We start from the raw sequence: 18,264 nt of genomic DNA, 5'->3' as shown, positions 1-18,264 counted from the left end.
GGCGGCCTGTGGCGATTGCGCAGGGCGGGTCGGCCAGCCCCGTTCGCCGTAGTGGTAGCCGACTGCCTTCCGACCTGAGACACCCGACGGCGAAAAAAAACACCACTTGGAACGCGCGGCGTCTACAGGCCCAAGACCGGTTCAGGCAGAACCCGCATGCAGACAGCGGCAAAAAACAGACCGCTGCCCGACAGCACGAACACATGCCAGATCGTGTTGTGATACGGGATCCAGTCCAGCAGATAGAACGCAACGCCGGCCGTGTAGACCAGCCCACCCGCGATCATCAGGATCACGACCGCCGAGGGCAGATCGGCCAGAACACCCTGGCCTGCCCACACGATGGCCCATCCCATCATCAGGTAAAGCGCCAGCCCGAACCACCGGAACCTGTGCGGAGCGATCATCTTCAGGGCCGAACCCAGCGTGGCCGACGACCACAGACCAAACAGCAAGCCCGGCGCCTGCCCGCCGGACAACAGCAGGAACGGCGTATAGGTTCCGGCGATCTTGACGTAGATCCCCGAGTGGTCGAGACGCCGCAGAACATCGGTCCATTCCGGGCTCTGGCTCATGTTGTAGAGCGCTGAAAAACTCAGCATCAAGACAAGCGTCACGCCGTAGATCAACGCGCCCCAGACCGCGGCGGGCTCGGGTCCGGACTGCACGGTCTGGCCGACCAGGATCGGTACCGCGACCAATGCCGCACCAACGCCCAGTACATGTACTACCCCGTCGCTGACGCGTTCGGACCGGCTGTAGGTCGGGCGAATTTCGGCAAAGGATTTCATCCCCACCAGGATAGGCCAGCGCTCGGCCCCGGGCAAGCCGGGTGTCGATGACCTTCGGGTGTCGGGCCTCTATGAGGGTTGATCGTCCGCCTTCGGGTCCTTGTAGCGGTTGAGGTCCAGAACGCCGGACTGAACCGGCGCTTGCCGTGCCAACATCTCGTGCAGGCGGTCGCTGAGCCTCCAGAAGTCGGAGATTGTCCTGCGTATGCCGTAAGTGGCGATGACATTCATATAGTCGCTTTGCGAGCGGATCGCCTTCACGGCAGACACGAAGTCGGGCAACGCGTCGCTGGACACGCGGAAGAAGAAATTGGGATAGCTTCCGATCAGCCCGGGCAACACCGTGATCGTGTCGTCCCGGGGCAGGCGTCGTGCGTGTTCGCGGAACAGAAATGCAACGTTGGAATGGGCCTTGTCATGGACGAGGGAAAAGACCTCGGTCTGGTCTTCGCCATGTTCGACCAGCAAAACCGACAGGTCGGGCAGATATCTGACCCACGGGCCGGTTTGGCTGGACAACTGCCGCAGCAGCGTCGCGCTGGGGTCGCTGGTACAGGCGTCACCCGTGCAGCGATTGATCGGGTCGGTGACCGGCCACAGCCCGTTCCCGCGGTTCAGCAAGTTCAGCAGAAACTCGGCCTTGGGGTTGTCGGTGCCGAAGGCGATCCCGGTCGGGAAATCGTCATCGAGACGGCGCTGATGCCAAAAGCTGTGCAACTCGGCAAGAAACCCCTGATACCAGCCATCATGCATCCGGGTTCGGATATCGGTCGGCATGAAGGTCAGGAAACCATCTTCGCTCTCCATACGCAGCTCATTCATGTACAGCCGTGTGGCCAGCTGATGCGCGACCCGGCCGAACACGTCGTAGCCTGCGACCAGATTGTAATAGATCCTCTCGAACACCGGATAGTCGATCACCCAAGCGGTTTCCGGGATGTCGCCGTGAAACCCGATCATCGCCGAGGCGTTATCAAAGTGCCGAAACACGGTGATCAATGCCTGTGGATTCGTCCCGCCCCCGTCCCAGATCGCATCATAGCCGAACCCCGTCCGATGCGCCGGGCTGTTGCGATAGCGGGCGTCGCGAAACTGAAGGTATTCCACCTGGTTGCGGTGATAGAGCGATTGGAGATCGCCCAGCACCCCTTCATCGGCCCTGGCGACCGGCAATTCGAGATAGGCCGCGCCTTGGGCAAGATAGCTGGGATCGGTCACCGACAGATCCGCCTCGGGGTCAAGGAAACTGACCCAGAACCGGTCTTCGATCACGTTGACCGCCGTCTGCCCATGACAGACCGGGCCTCGGATGAAGCTGCGCACGAAGAACAGCGCGTCGTCCAACAAAAACTCATAGCGGCTGCGGGCGGGGAGCGCAGCGAAGGTGCTGAACGGGTTGCCGCCCTCTGCATCGCCATAGGGCGGCAGTTGTTCCAGCGACCAGTCGGGTTCAAGAAACAGCTCCCTATACCGGTCCATACGCCGGGACCCGAACGGATAAACGAGGTGTTCCTTGTGCACGATGGTCTCGGTCACAAGTTGCAGCCGATAGTAGAACGGCCTTGCGCCGGGGTCGTCGAAGGGCCGGCGGGACGCGATGACGGAGATCGGCTGCCCCGGCGGCGTCGTGGACCTTACCATCTGAAAGAACCGGCGCGGGTCGTCATCCGGGAAATGTAGGCGCGCCAGGAACAGATGTTCGAACAAGTAGCGGCTGGTCAACCGGCTACGGAGATCGTCGGCGTTCAGAAAGGCCTCCCACCTATCGACCTTCGCCTGGACCGAAGCTGGCAGATCCGCTGCTTCCGGATCGAGTGTCCCGCCGGCCCGCGCCCATTCGCGCAACAGGGTGAACTCGTCATCCGACAACCGCGCGGCAGCGTAGGGCATTCCGGCCAAGGGGTGTTTGCGTCGAAACGCATCGAATTCCTGCGGTGACGGGCAGACCAGTTCGCGGTTGATCGACAGGCCAAGTTCCTGCGGAACCGGCTCTCCCTTGGGCAGCGGCGCGACGCGGCCCAGATCCAGAAAGCGTTCCAGCAGGCTGAGTTGCCCCGGATCCGCGGTGACCGCGTGGAACCCCAGCGCGCGCCAGTCCGGCACGGTCCGGGCGTCGAGCCCAAGCCGCGTGGGTGGCGCGTCCGTCAGCCGGTCGGTGTCATAGACCACCTGCTTGGTCCCGCCGCGCGCCACGCCTTCGGGTGCGGTCAGCTTCAGCTGGCATGGCGCGTCATAGCAGCTGTGGCAGACGACGCATCGCCGGTTCAGAAGGTCTTGGACCTGCGCGGTGCCTGTCGCGCTCGTATCGGCGGCATTCTGGGCGCCCGCACCCGTTGGAATGATCAACCCAGCCAAAAGGATCAGTGCAAGGCTGATCACCGTCATTCGGAATTGAAAAAATCCGTTGCGCTGCATCGATGGCCTCTGCCCGATCATAGAATTGAAACGTCTGCGCAGTCTGATCTGCACACCCCCCCGTGTCGAGACATTTTCGGCCGCACTGTCCGATTGCTTGATTGACGCTGCGGAACCCCGCATGATCAGGCATGGACAGCACGGTCGAGACATGGCTGCACGATCTGGGCCTGGACCAGTATGCCGACGCGTTTGCACAGAACGACGTTGACGAACGGGTGCTGCCCTTGCTGTCCGACGCCGACCTGCGCGAACTGGGTGTCAGCCTTGGGCATCGGAAGCTCATACTGGCTGCGGCCCGAAACCTGGCCGACACGCCGGACGGGCCGCCGCACCCCGCCGATCCTTCGCCCCGCGCAGCTGACTCCGTGTCCGACCAAGCTGACCTTGCGGCTGCCGAGCGCCGGCACCTGACCGTGTTCTTTGCCGACCTTGTCGGCTCGACCGAACTGACCAACCGGATTGACCCGGAAGACATGCGGACTCTGCTGCAGCGCTATCAGGACGCTGTCGCCGGGGCCGTCAGCCGGTATGGCGGTTATGTCGCCAAATATCTGGGCGACGGGTTGCTGGTCTTTTTCGGTTGGCCGCGCGCCTACGAGGATCACGCGATCCGCGCGGTCAAAGCGGGCCAGGAGGCGGTGGCGCGGGTCAAGGCGCTGCAAACCCCGGACGGGACGCCGCTGTCGGTTCGGATCGGCATCGCCAGCGGCGACGTGGTCGTCGGTGATGCGATCGGCGAAAACACCTATGAAGAAGGGGCGATGACCGGTCCGGTCTTGAATCTGGCCGCCCGCATCCAGGAACGCGCGCCGCCGAATTCAGTCGTCGTTCCGCAGGAGGACGCCACGACGGCGTTGCAGGGCGTATTCGAATTCGCCGCTATGGGTCCGGTTTCGCTCAAGGGCTTCGACGCGCCGCGGACACTGATGCAAGTCGTGGCCGAACGCAGCGCCGAGAGCCGCTTTCGCGCCCTACATGAAGGTGCGGCGCAAAACAGGTTGATCGGGCGCGAGACGGAAAAGGACATCCTGCTGCAGTCGTGGCGACAGGCGCAGGATGGCACGGGCCAGGTGATCCTGCTGGGCGGTGAGGCCGGTATGGGCAAGTCCCGGCTGGTCGAGGCGTTTCTTGCGGATCCCGACGTGGCGGAACACGCCGACATCATCCGCCTGAACTGCTCGCCCTACCTGACCAGCAGCCCGTTTCACCCGGTCGCGGCACGGATTTCGCAGGATGCGGGCGTTGGGCACGATTTCGACGACGACAGGGTGCAGGAGCATGTGCGCGGGATGCTGTCCCGGCGTCAGGGCCTGAACCTCGATCAGGTGCTCCCGGTATTTGCGGCCCTGGTTGCGCCGCACAGCGCGCTGGCTCAATCGGTTCTTGACCTTTCGCCGCAAGAGCAGCGTGACCTGACGATCAAGACGCTGATCACCACGGTCAGGGCGCGGGCGTCACACCGTCCCGTCATCATTTTCGTCGAGGACGCCCACTGGATCGATGCCTCGACACTGGCCCTGCTCGAGCGGTTCAAATCGATCTGTGTCGACCTGCCGTTGTTGATGGTGATCACCCATCGGCCCGAATGGGACATGCAGACCGATGCCGGGGATGCCCATGTCCAGACATTGCATCTGCGTCGCTTCGGGCCGGCGCAGGTCGGCGACCTGATCGACTCGTTGACCGGCCGCCCGACCGACCCCGAAATGGTGGCCAGCATCATCGAGAAAACCGACGGAATCCCGCTGTTCGTCGAGGAATTGACCCGAACGATCACCCAGACGGGCGATCTGCGCAATGTGCCCTCGTCGCTCAAGGGCACGTTGATGGCTCGGCTCGATGCGGTGTCGCCCGGCGCCAAACAGGTCGCCTTGGCCGCCTCGGTGATCGGGCGCGAGTTCGAGCCTGACCTGCTGCTGGAAATCATGTCCCTGGGCCCGGAGGACCTGCACACGCATCTCGATGAGTTGAGCCACGCCGGTCTGATTTTTGAAAGTGGCCACCGCAAGGGGCATTTCGTATTTCGCCACGCGCTGATCCGCGACACGGCCTATCAATCCATGCTCAGCGCCACACGCAAGGTCCAGCATGCCCAGGTGGCCCGGGCACTGACCCTGCACCGGGCTGCGGACATCGAACGCCGCCCGGAACTGGTCGCCCGGCACCTGACCGAGGCCGAGGATTGGGCCGCCGCCTTTGAGCGGTGGCGCGCGGCCACCGAAATGGCCTTGGGCAGATCGGCCAGCCAGGAGGCCCTGGCCAACGCGGCCGAGGCGCTGAAGGCCGCGGGCCAGTTGGGCTCTGACGACAGCCGCGAAGTGATCGTTGCCACTTCGCTGCTGGGGCGTGCCCATGATAGCGCCGGTCAATTGCCCGAGGGGATTGAACTGCTGCAACAAGCCATGGATGCAGCGCGGCGCACCGGCCGGGATGCGCTGGCCGCGGATATCACGACCCAGTTTGCGGACTGTTGCATGATGGCTGGCCAGCATCATGAAAAGGCGATTTCGCTTTGCCTCGAGGCGCTGGGAAAACTGCCCGAGCAAGACGAGGCGCGCCGCTGCAGACTCTTGGGGCAGATCGCCCGGGCCTGCATGTTCATCGGCCGTTTTGGCGACGGCGCGGAATATGGCCAGCGGTGCATGGACCTTGCGGCACGTTTGGGCGACCACAAATCGCAGTTTCACGTCATGATGACCCGCTATGGCGCGCCTTTCATCGCCCGGCAGGGCAACGATCGCTGGAACTGGCGTGAAAATCTGGAGGCGATGCATGCGACGGCGGAAAAACTGGGCAGCATCGACCAGGGGCGCGACCGCACGCTCAGCCTGTTCGTCGGCGCCGAGATGGCCGACCGTGCGCTGGTCGACAGCTCGCTGGACCTGCTGACCGAGATTTCGCGCAAGGACATGCATCTGCAACTTTATTGGGTGCAGATTCATGCCCGGGCCATGGTGGACATCCTGGACGGACGGTTCGACCGGGCCGAAGCCTATGCCACCGAGGCGTTGAAGATCGGCGGTCAGACTCACGGTGCGCATGTCGAGGGCGTGTATGGCGTTCAGATGTTCACGATCCGACGGGAACAAAACCGCCTGCATGAGGTGGCGCCCGTCATCAAACGCCTGATGTCCGACAATCCGGACGATGCCGCGTGGAAACCCGGCTTTGGCCTGATCGCCGCCGAGCTTGGCTATTCCGAGGCCGCTGAACGCATCCTTGATGAGTTGTCCGAAACCGGCTTCGAACTGCCGGAGGATGCGATGTATTCGACCACCCTGAGCTATCTCGCCGATATCTGCGTAGCGGTCGAACGTCGCGACCACGCCGAGACTATCTATCAGAAATTGTTGCCTTTTCGCGATCTGACCGTCACCGCCGGGGCAACCACCGTCTGCACCGGCGCCGCTGCACGACGGCTGGGCGCGCTGGCGGCGCTTTTGGGCGAATGGGACACCGCCGAGAGTCTGTTCGACACAGCGATGGCCGTCGATACAGCGATGGCCGCTCCACCCTGGATCGCCCATAGCCAAGCCGCCCGAGCCCGAGCATTGCGCCGCCGAGGTCGCCCTCAGGACCTTAGCATTGCCTTGGAGCTCGAGGTGGCAGCGTTGGCAACCGCGCGAGAATTGGCTATGGTTTCCTTGGCGTCAAGACTTGAGGGAGCAGCGTCCTAGTTTTCAGAAAGTGTGTACCGGGGGGTGCCATGCCAAGATATATCATTGAACGAAATTTTGCCGAACAGCTTGATCTGGGAGACGACGACAAGATCAAGATCAAGGAAATCAACGATGAAGAGGGGATCGAGTGGATATTCTCGTTCCTCAGTGCCGACAAGCGCAAGACCTATTGCTTGTACGAAGCCCCGGACGAGGAAAGTCTGCGCAAGGCGGCGAAGCGCCTGAACATTCCTGCTGACGTCATCACGCCGGTTGACCGTGTCGACCCAGGCCTTTTCGCCTGACGTAGCATCCGATCTCAGTTGCGCCCGACGCCGGCAACAGGCGAAAGGGCACCCGCCGAGGCAGACAAGCAAGGATCCTGTCCACCTGATCTGGAGGACCGATCATGTTTGACCTGATAACGCTGAACGGCAGCACCAAATCCGTGGACCAAGACGCGCTTGACGCTTTGGACGCGGCGCTACGCGGCTCCGTCTTCCTACCCGGTAGCCCGGAATACGATGACGCCCGGACCACTTGGAACAGCATTGTCGACCGCAAACCCGGCTTTGTGATCCGGGCGCTCGGCGCCAGCGATGTGCAAAAGGCCATCAATTTCGTGCGCGAGGCGGGGCTGATCATGTCCGTCCGCTCGGGCGGACATCAGATTGCCGGGCATGCGGTGGCCGATGATGCGGTGATGCTGGATTTGTCGCAGATGAAATCGGTGCATGTCGACCCGAAGGCGCGCACCGCGCGTGTGGCGCCAGGCGCGGTACTGGGTGACGTAGACCGAGAGACACAGGCGCACGGGTTGGTGGTTCCGACCGGCATCAACTCGACCACCGGGATCGCCGGGTTGACCTTGGGCGGCGGCTTTGGCTGGACTACGCGCAAGTTCGGCATGACCATCGACAACCTGATCTCGGCCGAGGTGGTGCTGGCCGATGGCGCGATCGTGACCGCGTCGGAAAGCAGCCACCCGGACCTGTTCTGGGCCATCCGTGGGGGCGGTGGCAATTTCGGCGTGGTCACTTCGTTCGAGTTCCGCCTGCATCCGCTGGGGCCGCAAGTCCTGTCCGGCCTTGTGATCCACCCGCTTGAACAGGGTCCCTCCCTGTTGCCCGAATACGCCCGGATCGCCGACACCGCCCCTGACGAGCTGACGGTCTGGACGGTGATGCGCAAGGCCCCGCCCTTGCCCTTCCTGCCCGAAGACTGGCACGGGCGCGAGGTGCTGATCTTTGCCGCCTGTTATGCCGGGCCCATCGAAGACGGAGAAGCCGCGATGGAGCCGCTGCGCGCCCTCGGAGACCCGATCGTGGACGTGATCGCGCCGCACGCCTTCGTCGACTGGCAGGCCGCGTTCGACCCTCTGCTGACCCCCGGCGCGCGCAACTATTGGAAAAGCCACGATTTTGATGCCTTGCCCACGGATGCGGTCGCAGGGCTGCTCGACAGTATCTCGACCTTGCCGGACCCGGCTTGTGAAGTGTTCATCGCCCACGTCGGCGGCGCGATGGCGCGGGTCGAGGCTGCGGCGACAGCCTATCCCCAACGCTCGGCCCATTTCATCATGAACGTGCACACCCGTTGGGAAGACCCAGCCAATGACGATGCTTGCATTGCTTGGGCGCGGGCGCTGTATGACCGCATGGTGCCGTATGCAACCGGCAGTGCCTATGTCAATTTCATGCCCGCGGATGAGGCCGCCGCCCTGTCATCGGCCTATGGTGCGAACGCGGCCCAATTGTCCCGGATCAAAGGCAGGTACGACCCCGGCAACCTGTTCCGGGTGAACCACAACATTCCACCCGCGTGACGGCTTGAACTTCTTGCGGTGTTTGGCATAGACCGCGACCAACTGGACAGGGTCGGCGGGCAACACTACCGTGGGCCCGACATTCCCAACAGGAGACCCAGATCCATGTCCAAGATGCTTTCGATCGCGGCCGCAACCCTTGCGTTCACCGCAACTTCGGCCCTTGCGGATGGGCATTGCGCCGCGGGCAAGACCCTGACCGAGGGCAAGTTCACCGTGGCCACCGGAAACCCGGCCTATTACCCTTGGGTGATGGATGACGCGCCCGAGTCCGGCCAAGGCTTTGAAGCCGCCGTCGCCTATGCCGTGGCCGAGGAAATGGGCTTTGCCGCTGATGACGTGGTCTGGGTCCGGTCGTCCTTTGACGAGGCGATCCAACCCGGCGCCAAGAACTTTGACGTGAACATCCAGCAATACTCGATCACGCCCGAGCGCGATCAGGTCGTCGATTTCTCGGCCCCTTACTACACCGCGCCGATGGCGGTTCTGGTCAGCGCAAACGCCGTTGACACCCCGCCCACGCTCGAGGCGCTGAAGGGCCTGCAATGGGGCGCGGTCGGCTCGACCACAGCGGTGCCGAAACTGGCCAACGTAATCCAGCCAAATGCCGATCCGCTGCTCTATGGCGACAATGCCGATGTGAACGCGGCCATGACCGCGAACCAGATCGACGCCGCGCTGTTCGACCTGCCCACCGCCCTGTTCCTGAGCGCGGTGATGATCGAAGGGTCCAAGGTGATCGGCCAGTTCCCTGCCGATCAAGGCGACAACCCCGATCAGTTCGGCATGTTGATGGAGGAAGGCAACCCGCTGAAATCCTGCGTGGATTCGGCCATCGCCGCGCTGACCGAAAGCGGCAAGCTGGCCGAGATAGAGGCCAAGTGGCTGCAGGACACGACGGGCGTTCCGCTGATCAAGTGACATGACACAGAACAGAACGGCGGGCCCGACCCGCCGCGAACTTTTTGAGGCGCAGCAGCGGCGGCGATCGATCCGGATCGCCGCGACCAGCACCGTTCTGGTCGTGTTGGCGCTGATCGTGCTGGTGCCGCTGGCACCGGGCTGGGCCAAGGTCCAGCAGAGCTTTTTCAACGGCGAGGTTCTGGTCAAGACCTTCCCGAAGCTGCTCGAGGCCTTTAAGATCAACGTGATGATCTTTGCTTGGTCGGCGCCCGCGATCGCGGTGCTGGGGCTACTGATCGCGCTGGCCCGCGACACCAAATCGCCCGCTCTGTTCCCGTTGCGCATCTTCGGCGCGGCCTTCACCGACATATTCCGCGGCGTGCCTGTGATCCTGACCGTCTATCTGATCGGCTTCGGCATTCCCGGGCTGGGTCTGGCCCGGCCGTGGAACTCGCCCTATATCTGGGGATCGCTGGCGCTGATCCTGACCTATTCGGCTTATGTTGCCGAGATTTTCCGCTCGGGCATCGACAGCGTACACCACAGCCAGCGCGCCGCCGCCCTGTCGCTGGGCCTGACCGAAGGCCAGGTGATGCGCGACGTGGTGCTGCCACAAGCCGTCCGCAACGTCGTGCCCTCGCAGATGAACATGTTGATCGCGCTGCAAAAGGACGTGTCGCTTCTCAGTTTCATCGGCCCGGTCGAGATCTTCCGCCAGGCCGGCGTGTTCAAATCGCTGTTGGCCAATTTCACGCCTTATGTGGGCGCGGCGATCATTTTTCTGATCGTGACCATCCCGGCGACGCGCTATGCCGACCACCTGATGGCCCGGCAGATGCGGGAGCGGCGCTGATGGCGAAACTGAACTTGCGCAACGTCGTCAAACGCTTTGGCGACCGCACCGTCTGCGACGGCATCGACCTGACCGTGGACGAGGGGCAGATGGTATGCCTGATCGGCGCTTCGGGGGCGGGCAAATCCACCGTTCTGCGCTGTATCAACCTGCTCGAGCCGATCGAGGATGGTGAGATCCTGCTGGACGGGGTCGACATCTCGGTGCCCGGGCTGGATCCGCAATCGGTGCGCGCCCGCATCGGCATCGTGTTCCAGAGCTTCAACCTGTTCCCGCACATGACGGCGCTGGACAACGTGATGCTGGCGCCGCGCCGCGTGCGCGGCCGCACGCGCGCCGAACTGCTGCCCCAGATCGAAGAGATGTTCGAACGCTTCGGGCTGGCCGACCGGATGCACAACTATCCCGACCAACTCTCTGGCGGGCAGCAGCAGCGGGTCGCCATCGTGCGCGCCCTGGCAATGCAGCCCGAGGTGATGCTGTTCGACGAGATCACCTCGGCCCTGGATCCGCAATTGGTGGGCGAGGTTCTGGACGTGCTGCTGATGCTCAAACAGCAGGGCATGACGATGGTGATGGCCACGCACGAGATGGGCTTTGCCCGGCAGGCCGCCGACAAGGTGTGTTTCCTTCAGAACGGCCGCATCGTCGAGGAAGGCCCGCCCGAGCAGCTGTTCGACCACCCGCAGCAAGACGCCACACGGCAATTTCTGGCGCGCGCGCTCAAGTAAACGCCGGCGCCGGTTCAAAAATTGAACATTGCACGGACCGGACGCCAACTTCGTGCTAGAGTCCACCGAACTGCCATATGCTGCTGGAGGTTCGGAATGCGTCTTTCAACCCTGTCTGCCGTGTGCGTTGCTGCCGGTCTTACCCTCAGCAACATGGCTTTGGCCCAACAGGTCGCTGACACGATCTATACCGGTGGTCCGATTCTGACGATCGATGACGCCCGGCCTACGGTACAGGCGGTCGCGGTCAAGGATGGGCGGATCATCGCAGCAGGTGAACTGGCCGAGATGCGCAGCCATCAGGGCGACGACACGACGATCTTTGATCTGGACGGGCGCGCAATGTTGCCCGGCTTTGTCGACAGCCACGGTCACGTGGTCATGGGCGGTTTGCAAGCCTTGTCGGCGAACCTGCTGGCACCACCGGATGGCACGGTCACCGACATTGACAGCCTGCAGGCGGCGTTGTCCGCGTGGGCCGAGGCCAATAGCGACACGGTCGAAGCGATGGGGATGATCATCGGCTTCGGCTATGACAACGCGCAACTGGCCGAGCTGCGCCACCCCACCCGTTCCGAACTGGACGCGGTATCGCGCGACGTTCCGATCATGATCATCCACCAATCCGGCCATCTAGGGGTCGGCAATTCCAAAGCGCTCGAATTGGCCGGGATCACCGCAGAAACCGAGAACCCGCCCGGAGGCGTGATACGAAAGGACGATGCCGGCCAGCCGAATGGCGTGCTGGAGGAATACGCATTCTTCGGCGCCTTGGTGCCCCTGCTTGGCAGTGTCGGCGAAGACGGACTGCAGACTTTTGCGCGCGCCGGCAGCCGGATGTGGGCGCGCTTTGGCTACACCACCGCGCAAGAGGGGCGCTCCTCGGGCGCGGCAGTTCAGGCCCTGCGCCGGGTGGCCGCGGACGGCGACCTTCCGATCGACGTGGTGGCCTTTCCCGACGTTCTGGAATCGCGTGATTTCATCGCATCGGACGCGTCGCGCACCTATGCCGACCGGGTGCGAGTCGGCGGGTGCAAGCTGACAATCGACGGCTCGCCGCAAGGATTTACCGCGCTGCGGGATCGGCCCTACTACGATCCGGTCGGGGATTACCCGCCCGGCTATGCCGGCTACGCCGCCATCACGCGCGAGCAGTTGCAGGATTCGGTGAACTGGTGTTTTGAGAACGGTCTCCAGATCCTGACCCACTCCAATGGCGAGGGGGCCACGGACATGCTGATCGCCGCCATTGACGAGGCGCGGTTGACCTATGGCGATCCGGGCAATCGGCCTGTTCTGGTGCATGGTCAGTTCCTGCGCGAGGATCAGGTGGCCAGCCTCAAACGATTGGGCGTGTTCCCATCGCTGTTTCCGATGCACACCTTCTATTGGGGCGACTGGCACCGCGACCACACGGTCGGGCCGGTCAATGCCGACAACATCTCGCCCACCGGCTGGGTGACCGAGCGCGGCATGATGTTCGGTACGCATCACGACGCGCCTGTGGCATTTCCAGACAGCATGCGGGTCTTGGCAGCGACGGTTACCCGGCGCACCCGGTCGGGCGACATCCTGGGCCCGCATCAACGGGTCGATGTGATGACGGCGCTCAAGGCGATGACGATCTGGCCGGCATGGCAACACTTCGAAGAAGACCAGAAGGGCTCGATTGAGGTGGGCAAACTGGCCGATTTCGTGATCCTTTCGGACGACCCGACCGCGGTCGACCCCGAAACGCTGGCCCAGCTTCGTGTGGTGACCACCATCAAAGAGGATGCGGTGATCTTCGACGCCGAAACAACGGTCAAAGAGGGGCGACTGGACCGTCGCCCCCTTGCCCCCGACCCGGTGACGGCACATCTGCTGCTGCATGCGCTGTATCAGGGCCTGGACGTCGAACGGCCTTGGCTGGCGGACTTCACGCAGCCCTCGACCGAATGAATCGGCTTTCCGAGGTGGGGCAATAGAGATACCGTCGCCACATGGTGCTTTTTCTGAGCCTTGTTGCGGCAATCGCCGGTCTGGTGGCCTGGTATTTCTGGTCGAAGTCCAGGGCCAGGGCCGCGCTGCTGCAAACACCGCTGAGCGATGAAGAGCGGCGGACCATCCACGCGACGGTGCCGATCCTTGAGCGGCTGCCTGTCAAGCTGCGCGCCACTTTGGAAGGCAAGATAAACCTGTTCCTGAACCAGGTCGATTTCATCGGCTGCGACGGGCTTGAGGTCACGGACGAAATGCGCCTGTCGATTGCCGCACAAGCCTGCCTTCTGGTCGTCAACTCGGACCAATGGTACGACAATCTGACGACGGTCCTGATCTATCCCAACGCTTTCAAGTCTCGCCAACAGCGGCACAGCGGCTATGTCGTGACCGAACAAGAGATCATCCGTACCGGCGAAAGCTGGGATCGGGGGCCGGTGATCCTGTCCTGGGCGCACAGCCGGCGGGGCGCGGCAAACGATCATGACGGGCACAACGTCGTGTTCCACGAATTTGCCCATCAGTTGGATGACTTGTCCGGCGGCACCAACGGCGTGCCCGTACTGGCCAAAGAGCAAAGCTATGCCGGGTGGGCGCGTGTTTTTTTGGCGGCCTTCGACGCGCATGTGCAAGCGGTCGAGACGGGCCGGCGCACAGTGATCGACCCCTATGGTGCCACCGGACACGAAGAGTTCTTTGCCGTCACGGTCGAGCTGTTCTTTGAGCGGCCCAAGGCCTTGAAGCAGGTCGAACCTGCATTTTATTCGGAATTGCGCAAGTTCTTTCGCCTTGATCCCGCAAACTGGTCGTAGGATCGCCGGCCCAGATGACTCGGAATGCGGCGATCAGCCGGAAAAGGCGCGGCGCTCATCCGATTGCGTGGTCTTCAGCGCGCGGGTCAAGCAGATTGCGCCCATGCCAACCAGGACAAAGCAAGTTCCGGCGAGCATATAAACCAACAGTGCGGTCAGAACCGAATACCCGGACAACAGGGCGGCCACGGCCAGACCAAGGCTGAATATCATTGCCAATCCGACGATCCCCAACACTGTCCCAGTCCCTCCGGTCATGAATCGCGACCCGGTTGTGAGAGGACCAAGATGCCCACCACTCAAGCCGCAATTCGATTACGGTTTCAAATCATGGCAAAAGTTTGAACTGCCAAGGGTTAAAATTTGGTTAGCGGTTGCCTGTCTGCACCGATCCCACCACGCGAATCCATGAACTGTTGCGATATGGTACGGTGTGCGCTACATGCCGGATCAAGTGTTGCAACGGCAAGGCGTGAGGTGCAGATCGGTTCATTTGTGCAAGGTTTTGCCGATGGTCAACGGGCCGGGTGTCAGGCTTGGTCGACCTGCGACAGCAACAGAACCCCTGCCATGACCAACCCGATGCCGGCGATTTTCTGAAGGCTCAGCGTTTCCGAAAACAGGACGTAGCCGACGACAAGAATACCAACCATCGCCAGCCCCGTGACGGCCGGATAGGCGATGCTCAACTCGATCCCGCGGATGGCGACGATGAAACTGCCCAGCAGAAGCAGCCCGCTGGCCAGCCCGGCCCACGCCCAAGGAGATGCCACCAAGGCGCGGATGTCAAACGGACCGGACAGCTGTTGAACGGCCAGTTTGAATGACACGTTGGTGCAGATGTTCGCGCAAACCGCAAGCAGCAAAGAAGACCAGTAGAGTGACATGTTCCTTCTCCTCGGTTGTCGGGTCCGTCACAGGCTGAGGTACTTGGCAGCCAGCGTGACCACCACGAAGGCTGCGCCGACCATCAGGCTGATGCGGTCGCGCAGCGCGAACAGAACCGGGTCGTCGGCCACCCGCCCGCGCCGCGCCCCGACCCAGATCCGGTTGCCCCAGTACAGCAGCAGAAGGCACAGTAGCCACAAGATTTCGGGGGTCCGGTAGATGGTCTGGACCTCGGGGCTGTTGATGTACAGCGCCAGAATGACCACCGCCGCGGTGATGTTTGCGACGCCCAGGCTGAACATCGTCTCGCTGTCGGCATGCGAATAGTCCCGGCCATGCACGGTGCTGTCATCGGCGGGGGCCGCGGCCACTTCGACATAGCGTTTCAGATAGCCCAGGCTGACAAAGATGAACATCGAGAAGGCCAGAAACCAGGACGACAGGACGATACCGGTGGCGGCTGAGCCCGCGATCACCCGCAATGTGTACAATGAAGCCAACACCATAACGTCCGCCGTGGCGATCTGCTTGACCCAAAAGGAATAGGCCATGGTGATGGCAAGGTAGGCGATCAGCACCAGGGTGAAATTGACCGGAAGGAAAACGACCGACAGTCCGAAAGCGACGATCGGCAGGGCGATGGCGCCGACCACGCCCGCCCGCAGCGAAAGGTCGCCCGAGGGCAGGGGACGGAACTGCTTGCTGGTATGCTGGCGGTCGGCCTGCAGATCGACAAGATCGTTCAGGAAATACACGCCCGATGCACAGAGGCTGAAGCAGATGAAGGCCAGCAGCGACGCCAGCACGCTCTCGATCGGCAGGTGCTGCTGTGACGTGAACAGAGGCGCAAAGATCAACGCGTTCTTGGCATATTGATGCGGACGCATCGATTTTAGGAATGCTCTCCAGCCGGGTGGCCGCGAGTTGACGACCATTTCGGCTTTGTCCGCCGCCCGTGCTGCATCCACATCCCGTGCCGGTGCATTCACCAAGATTTCGGTCTTGGCTGCGGCCCAGATCGGACGGTCCGCTGCGGTGTCACCTGCGTAGGTGAAGGGATCCTGTCCGGCCATATTCCGGATCGCGGCCAGTTTTCTGGCGCCTTTCAGGTTGTGCGTTGCGTCGGTGGCCAGGACAGTATCGAAAAGGCCCAGATGCTCGGCCACCGGTTCGGCAAAGGCCTTCGGCGCGGCCGTCGCCAGAACCAGCTGCCGGCCCTGGGCCTTTTGTTGCTTCAAATACGCCAACAGCGCCGTTTCGTAGGGCAGGCCGGCCGGGTCGATCCGAACCTGCTGCGCGATGCGGGATTTGGCATAGGCGATGCCGCGAAACAGCCAGAGCACCAGCACAAATATGTTCAACGGGTTCTTCGTCAGAAACTGAACGATGGCCTCGACAAAAAGATCGGTCCTGACCAGCGTGCCATCCAGGTCGACGAAGATTCTTGCGGGCTTTTCACTCATCAACGGGTTCTTCTTTCGGTCCGGGCATCCTTGAAAGCGAACCTTGCCGACCTGCCGGACCTTCGCCCGGCAGAGCCGCCACACGCGGTCTCAAAGCTTCACCAGGCGGCCACCGGCCACCTCAATTCCTTTCTTTGCAAAGACGTTGCGCGTGTCGAATATCATCGCGGCTTCGCGCGCCACCAGCGCATAGTCGGGCGCGCTGTGGTCGGTAATCACCGCCACCGCGCCATAGCTTTTCAGGTTTTCCGCCGTCAGAGGCATCGATTCCCGCCCGGCCAGATCTGGGTACTCGCCCCCTTCCGGCAGGCTGGGGAAGAACGGATCATGGTAATCGACCCGCGCGCCCAGCTTCTCCAGCTCTTGCAGCAGCACCAGCGCGGGGCTGCGGCGGGTATCCTCGACGTCGCGCTTGTAGGCGATGCCCATCAGCAGGATGCGTTGGCCGGCCAGAGGTTGGTCGGTGTCGGCCCCATCCGGCGCCAGCCGGTCGGCCATCCGGCGGGCCAGCGCGCTTGGCACGGCATCGTTGCTGGACCGGGCCAGGTTGATGATCGGCGTGTCGGATCCGGCATCGGCCGCGCGCCAGGCCAGATAGGCCGGCGAGACCGGGATGCAGGCGCCGCCGATCCCCGGACCGGGATAGAAGGGCATGAACCCGAAGGGCTTGGTGGCGGCGGCGTCGATCACTTCCCATACATCCACGCCCATCGCGTCCAATGCGGTCTTGAGTTCGTTCACGAGCGCGATGTTCACCGTCCGAAAGCTGTTTTCCACCAGCTTGACTGCCTCGGCGGTGGCGGCCGAACTGACCGGAACCGCGCGTGTCACAATGGCGCGATAGAACTCCTCGATCAGTTGCAGCGACAGCGGATCGTCGGCGCCGACAACCTTGGGAATGTTGTGGGTGTCGAACTTGTCATTGCCGGGGTCTTCGCGCTCGGGCGAGAAGCCCAGAAAGAAATCGACCCCCGCGCGCAGGCCGTCCGCTTCTAGCAGCGGCTGCACCAGCGTCGTGGTAGCGCCCGGCCAGACGCTGCTTTCCAATACCACCAGCTGTCCGGGCCGCAGATGCTGCGCGATGGTCTCGGCGGCGGCTGCGACAAAGCGCATGTCCGGGTCCTGGCTGTCGGTCAGCGGCGTGGGGACGCAGATCAGGATGATGTCGGCCTCGCTCAGGGCTGCCGCGTCCTGCGTTGCCCGGAACCGTCCGCTGTCCACGGCTTTGGCGATTCGGTCTGGTGCGAGGTACGAGATGACCTGCGCACCTTGATTGATCCGCGCGACCCGCTGCGGGTTCAGGTCGATTCCGGTGGTGTCAAAGCCTTTGTCATGGGCGGTCAGCGCCAGAGGGAGGCCGACATAGCCCAGCCCGACCACGGCGACCCGCGCCTCGCGCGCGGCGATGCGCTGTCTGAGGGCCTGGTGATGTGAGGTTTCGAGATTCATGATGTACCCTGATCATACAAACTGGAACTGAAATCAATTGCCGTCTTGGACCTAAACAAACCGCCCTCAACCACCGATACGGAGGATCGGGGCCGAATCCAATAAAATAGTCTCGCCCGGGCAGGGCGCAGATTGAATGTTTCCAAATAGGGCGCAATGGCACCTATTGCCGTGAACTGTACTGTGACAGCTTGCGCAGTCGGACGATGCTGCAATTTTCCTATTTCCCACCCAGCGCCCGCTGAAACGACTGTTCGGCCATGGCCGCGCCCTTGTCCCACCCGAACCCTGACGCCCGGGCCAGCGCCTTGTTCGACAGGTCGTGTCGCAGGCCCGGATCGGACAGCAGGCGGATGGCCTGGTCTGCCAGCGCCCGGCTGGATGTCGGGTCGAAATACAGCCCGCCATCGCCGACCACCTCGGGCAGGCTGCCGCGATCCGAGGACAGGACGGGCGTTCCGCAGGACATCGCCTCGAGCGCGGGCAAGCCGA

At 62.8% G+C, this 18,264-nt stretch carries 15 protein-coding genes; 8 read left to right on the top strand and 7 right to left on the bottom strand.

Annotation, left to right across the window (positions count from 1 at the left end):
* Positions 1–122: 122 nt before the first annotated feature.
* Positions 123–791, bottom strand: coding sequence for a PAQR family membrane homeostasis protein TrhA (gene trhA / locus AC2FME_RS17290; RefSeq protein WP_496683110.1), 669 nt, complete (start codon positions 789–791; stop codon positions 123–125).
* A gap of 69 nt (positions 792–860) precedes the next feature.
* Positions 861–3,176, bottom strand: a complete 2,316-nt coding sequence (locus AC2FME_RS17285; protein ID WP_496801097.1) for a fatty acid cis/trans isomerase — start codon at positions 3,174–3,176, stop codon at positions 861–863.
* Positions 3,177–3,337: 161 nt separating this feature from the next.
* Here AC2FME_RS17285 and AC2FME_RS17280 point away from each other — a divergent pair, with 161 nt between their 5' ends.
* From AC2FME_RS17280 to AC2FME_RS17245, 8 genes are all read left to right on the top strand, one after another.
* A complete protein-coding gene (locus tag AC2FME_RS17280; RefSeq protein ID WP_496801096.1) occupies positions 3,338–6,886 on the top strand; it encodes an AAA family ATPase in 3,549 nt (1,182 codons plus the stop codon).
* 29 nt (positions 6,887–6,915) lie between these two features.
* Positions 6,916–7,173, top strand: a complete 258-nt coding sequence (locus tag AC2FME_RS17275) for a DUF4242 domain-containing protein (protein WP_496683117.1) — start codon at positions 6,916–6,918, stop codon at positions 7,171–7,173.
* 104 nt (positions 7,174–7,277) lie between these two features.
* Entirely contained in the window at positions 7,278–8,693 is a 1,416-nt protein-coding gene (locus AC2FME_RS17270; protein ID WP_496683119.1) for an FAD-binding oxidoreductase, read from the top strand.
* A gap of 105 nt (positions 8,694–8,798) precedes the next feature.
* A complete protein-coding gene (locus tag AC2FME_RS17265; RefSeq protein ID WP_496685602.1) occupies positions 8,799–9,614 on the top strand; it encodes an ABC transporter substrate-binding protein in 816 nt (271 codons plus the stop codon).
* 1 nt (position 9,615) lies between these two features.
* A complete protein-coding gene (locus tag AC2FME_RS17260) occupies positions 9,616–10,449 on the top strand; it encodes an amino acid ABC transporter permease (protein ID WP_496685604.1) in 834 nt (277 codons plus the stop codon).
* Positions 10,449–11,180, top strand: a complete 732-nt coding sequence (locus tag AC2FME_RS17255; RefSeq protein ID WP_496683126.1) for an amino acid ABC transporter ATP-binding protein — start codon at positions 10,449–10,451, stop codon at positions 11,178–11,180. The genes AC2FME_RS17260 and AC2FME_RS17255 overlap by 1 nt, the downstream gene beginning before the upstream one ends.
* A gap of 96 nt (positions 11,181–11,276) precedes the next feature.
* Positions 11,277–13,121: an amidohydrolase gene (locus AC2FME_RS17250; RefSeq protein WP_496801095.1), complete on the top strand. Its 1,845-nt coding sequence runs from the start codon at positions 11,277–11,279 to the stop codon at positions 13,119–13,121.
* A 41-nt stretch (positions 13,122–13,162) separates the two neighbouring features.
* Complete coding sequence (locus AC2FME_RS17245; RefSeq protein ID WP_496801094.1) at positions 13,163–13,972, top strand: M90 family metallopeptidase; 810 nt, start codon at positions 13,163–13,165, stop codon at positions 13,970–13,972.
* A gap of 33 nt (positions 13,973–14,005) precedes the next feature.
* Here AC2FME_RS17245 and AC2FME_RS17240 read toward each other — a convergent pair whose 3' ends face one another.
* The 5 genes from AC2FME_RS17240 to AC2FME_RS17220 all read right to left on the bottom strand — a co-directional run.
* A complete protein-coding gene (locus AC2FME_RS17240; protein WP_496685613.1) occupies positions 14,006–14,185 on the bottom strand; it encodes a hypothetical protein in 180 nt (59 codons plus the stop codon).
* 317 nt (positions 14,186–14,502) lie between these two features.
* Positions 14,503–14,859 (bottom strand): DMT family transporter, encoded by a 357-nt coding sequence (locus AC2FME_RS17235; protein WP_496685616.1) that lies wholly within the window; start codon positions 14,857–14,859, stop codon positions 14,503–14,505.
* Between the two features lie 27 nt (positions 14,860–14,886).
* On the bottom strand, positions 14,887–16,323 hold the full coding sequence (locus AC2FME_RS17230) for a UbiA family prenyltransferase (protein WP_496801093.1): 1,437 nt from the start codon (positions 16,321–16,323) through the stop codon (positions 14,887–14,889).
* Between the two features lie 90 nt (positions 16,324–16,413).
* Positions 16,414–17,772 carry a nucleotide sugar dehydrogenase gene (locus AC2FME_RS17225; RefSeq protein WP_496801092.1) on the bottom strand — a complete coding sequence of 453 codons (1,359 nt, stop codon included), beginning with the start codon at positions 17,770–17,772 and terminating at the stop codon, positions 16,414–16,416.
* A 220-nt stretch (positions 17,773–17,992) separates the two neighbouring features.
* Positions 17,993–18,264: glycosyltransferase (locus tag AC2FME_RS17220; protein ID WP_496801091.1), on the bottom strand; the 272-nt coding region annotated here is incomplete at its 5' end.

It is taken from the genome of Ruegeria sp. BHSC026 (assembly GCF_059613065.1).
This window is presented reverse-complemented; position numbering and strand designations above follow the sequence as displayed.

What these genes read in the sequence shown, in the direction of transcription:
- AC2FME_RS17285 (WP_496801097.1), bottom strand. Translation starts at nt 3,176, where the DNA reads ATGACGGTGATCAGCCTTGCACTGATCCTTTTGGCTGGGTTGATCATT.
- AC2FME_RS17280 (WP_496801096.1), top strand. Translation starts at nt 3,338, where the DNA reads ATGGACAGCACGGTCGAGACATGGCTGCACGATCTGGGCCTGGACCAG.
- AC2FME_RS17235 (WP_496685616.1), bottom strand. Translation starts at nt 14,859, where the DNA reads ATGTCACTCTACTGGTCTTCTTTGCTGCTTGCGGTTTGCGCGAACATC.
- trhA (WP_496683110.1), bottom strand. Translation starts at nt 791, where the DNA reads ATGAAATCCTTTGCCGAAATTCGCCCGACCTACAGCCGGTCCGAACGC.
- AC2FME_RS17265 (WP_496685602.1), top strand. Translation starts at nt 8,799, where the DNA reads ATGTCCAAGATGCTTTCGATCGCGGCCGCAACCCTTGCGTTCACCGCA.
- AC2FME_RS17225 (WP_496801092.1), bottom strand. Translation starts at nt 17,772, where the DNA reads ATGAATCTCGAAACCTCACATCACCAGGCCCTCAGACAGCGCATCGCC.
- AC2FME_RS17245 (WP_496801094.1), top strand. Translation starts at nt 13,163, where the DNA reads ATGGTGCTTTTTCTGAGCCTTGTTGCGGCAATCGCCGGTCTGGTGGCC.
- AC2FME_RS17275 (WP_496683117.1), top strand. Translation starts at nt 6,916, where the DNA reads ATGCCAAGATATATCATTGAACGAAATTTTGCCGAACAGCTTGATCTG.
- AC2FME_RS17255 (WP_496683126.1), top strand. Translation starts at nt 10,449, where the DNA reads ATGGCGAAACTGAACTTGCGCAACGTCGTCAAACGCTTTGGCGACCGC.
- AC2FME_RS17270 (WP_496683119.1), top strand. Translation starts at nt 7,278, where the DNA reads ATGTTTGACCTGATAACGCTGAACGGCAGCACCAAATCCGTGGACCAA.
- AC2FME_RS17240 (WP_496685613.1), bottom strand. Translation starts at nt 14,185, where the DNA reads ATGATATTCAGCCTTGGTCTGGCCGTGGCCGCCCTGTTGTCCGGGTAT.
- AC2FME_RS17260 (WP_496685604.1), top strand. Translation starts at nt 9,616, where the DNA reads ATGACACAGAACAGAACGGCGGGCCCGACCCGCCGCGAACTTTTTGAG.
- AC2FME_RS17230 (WP_496801093.1), bottom strand. Translation starts at nt 16,323, where the DNA reads ATGAGTGAAAAGCCCGCAAGAATCTTCGTCGACCTGGATGGCACGCTG.
- AC2FME_RS17250 (WP_496801095.1), top strand. Translation starts at nt 11,277, where the DNA reads ATGCGTCTTTCAACCCTGTCTGCCGTGTGCGTTGCTGCCGGTCTTACC.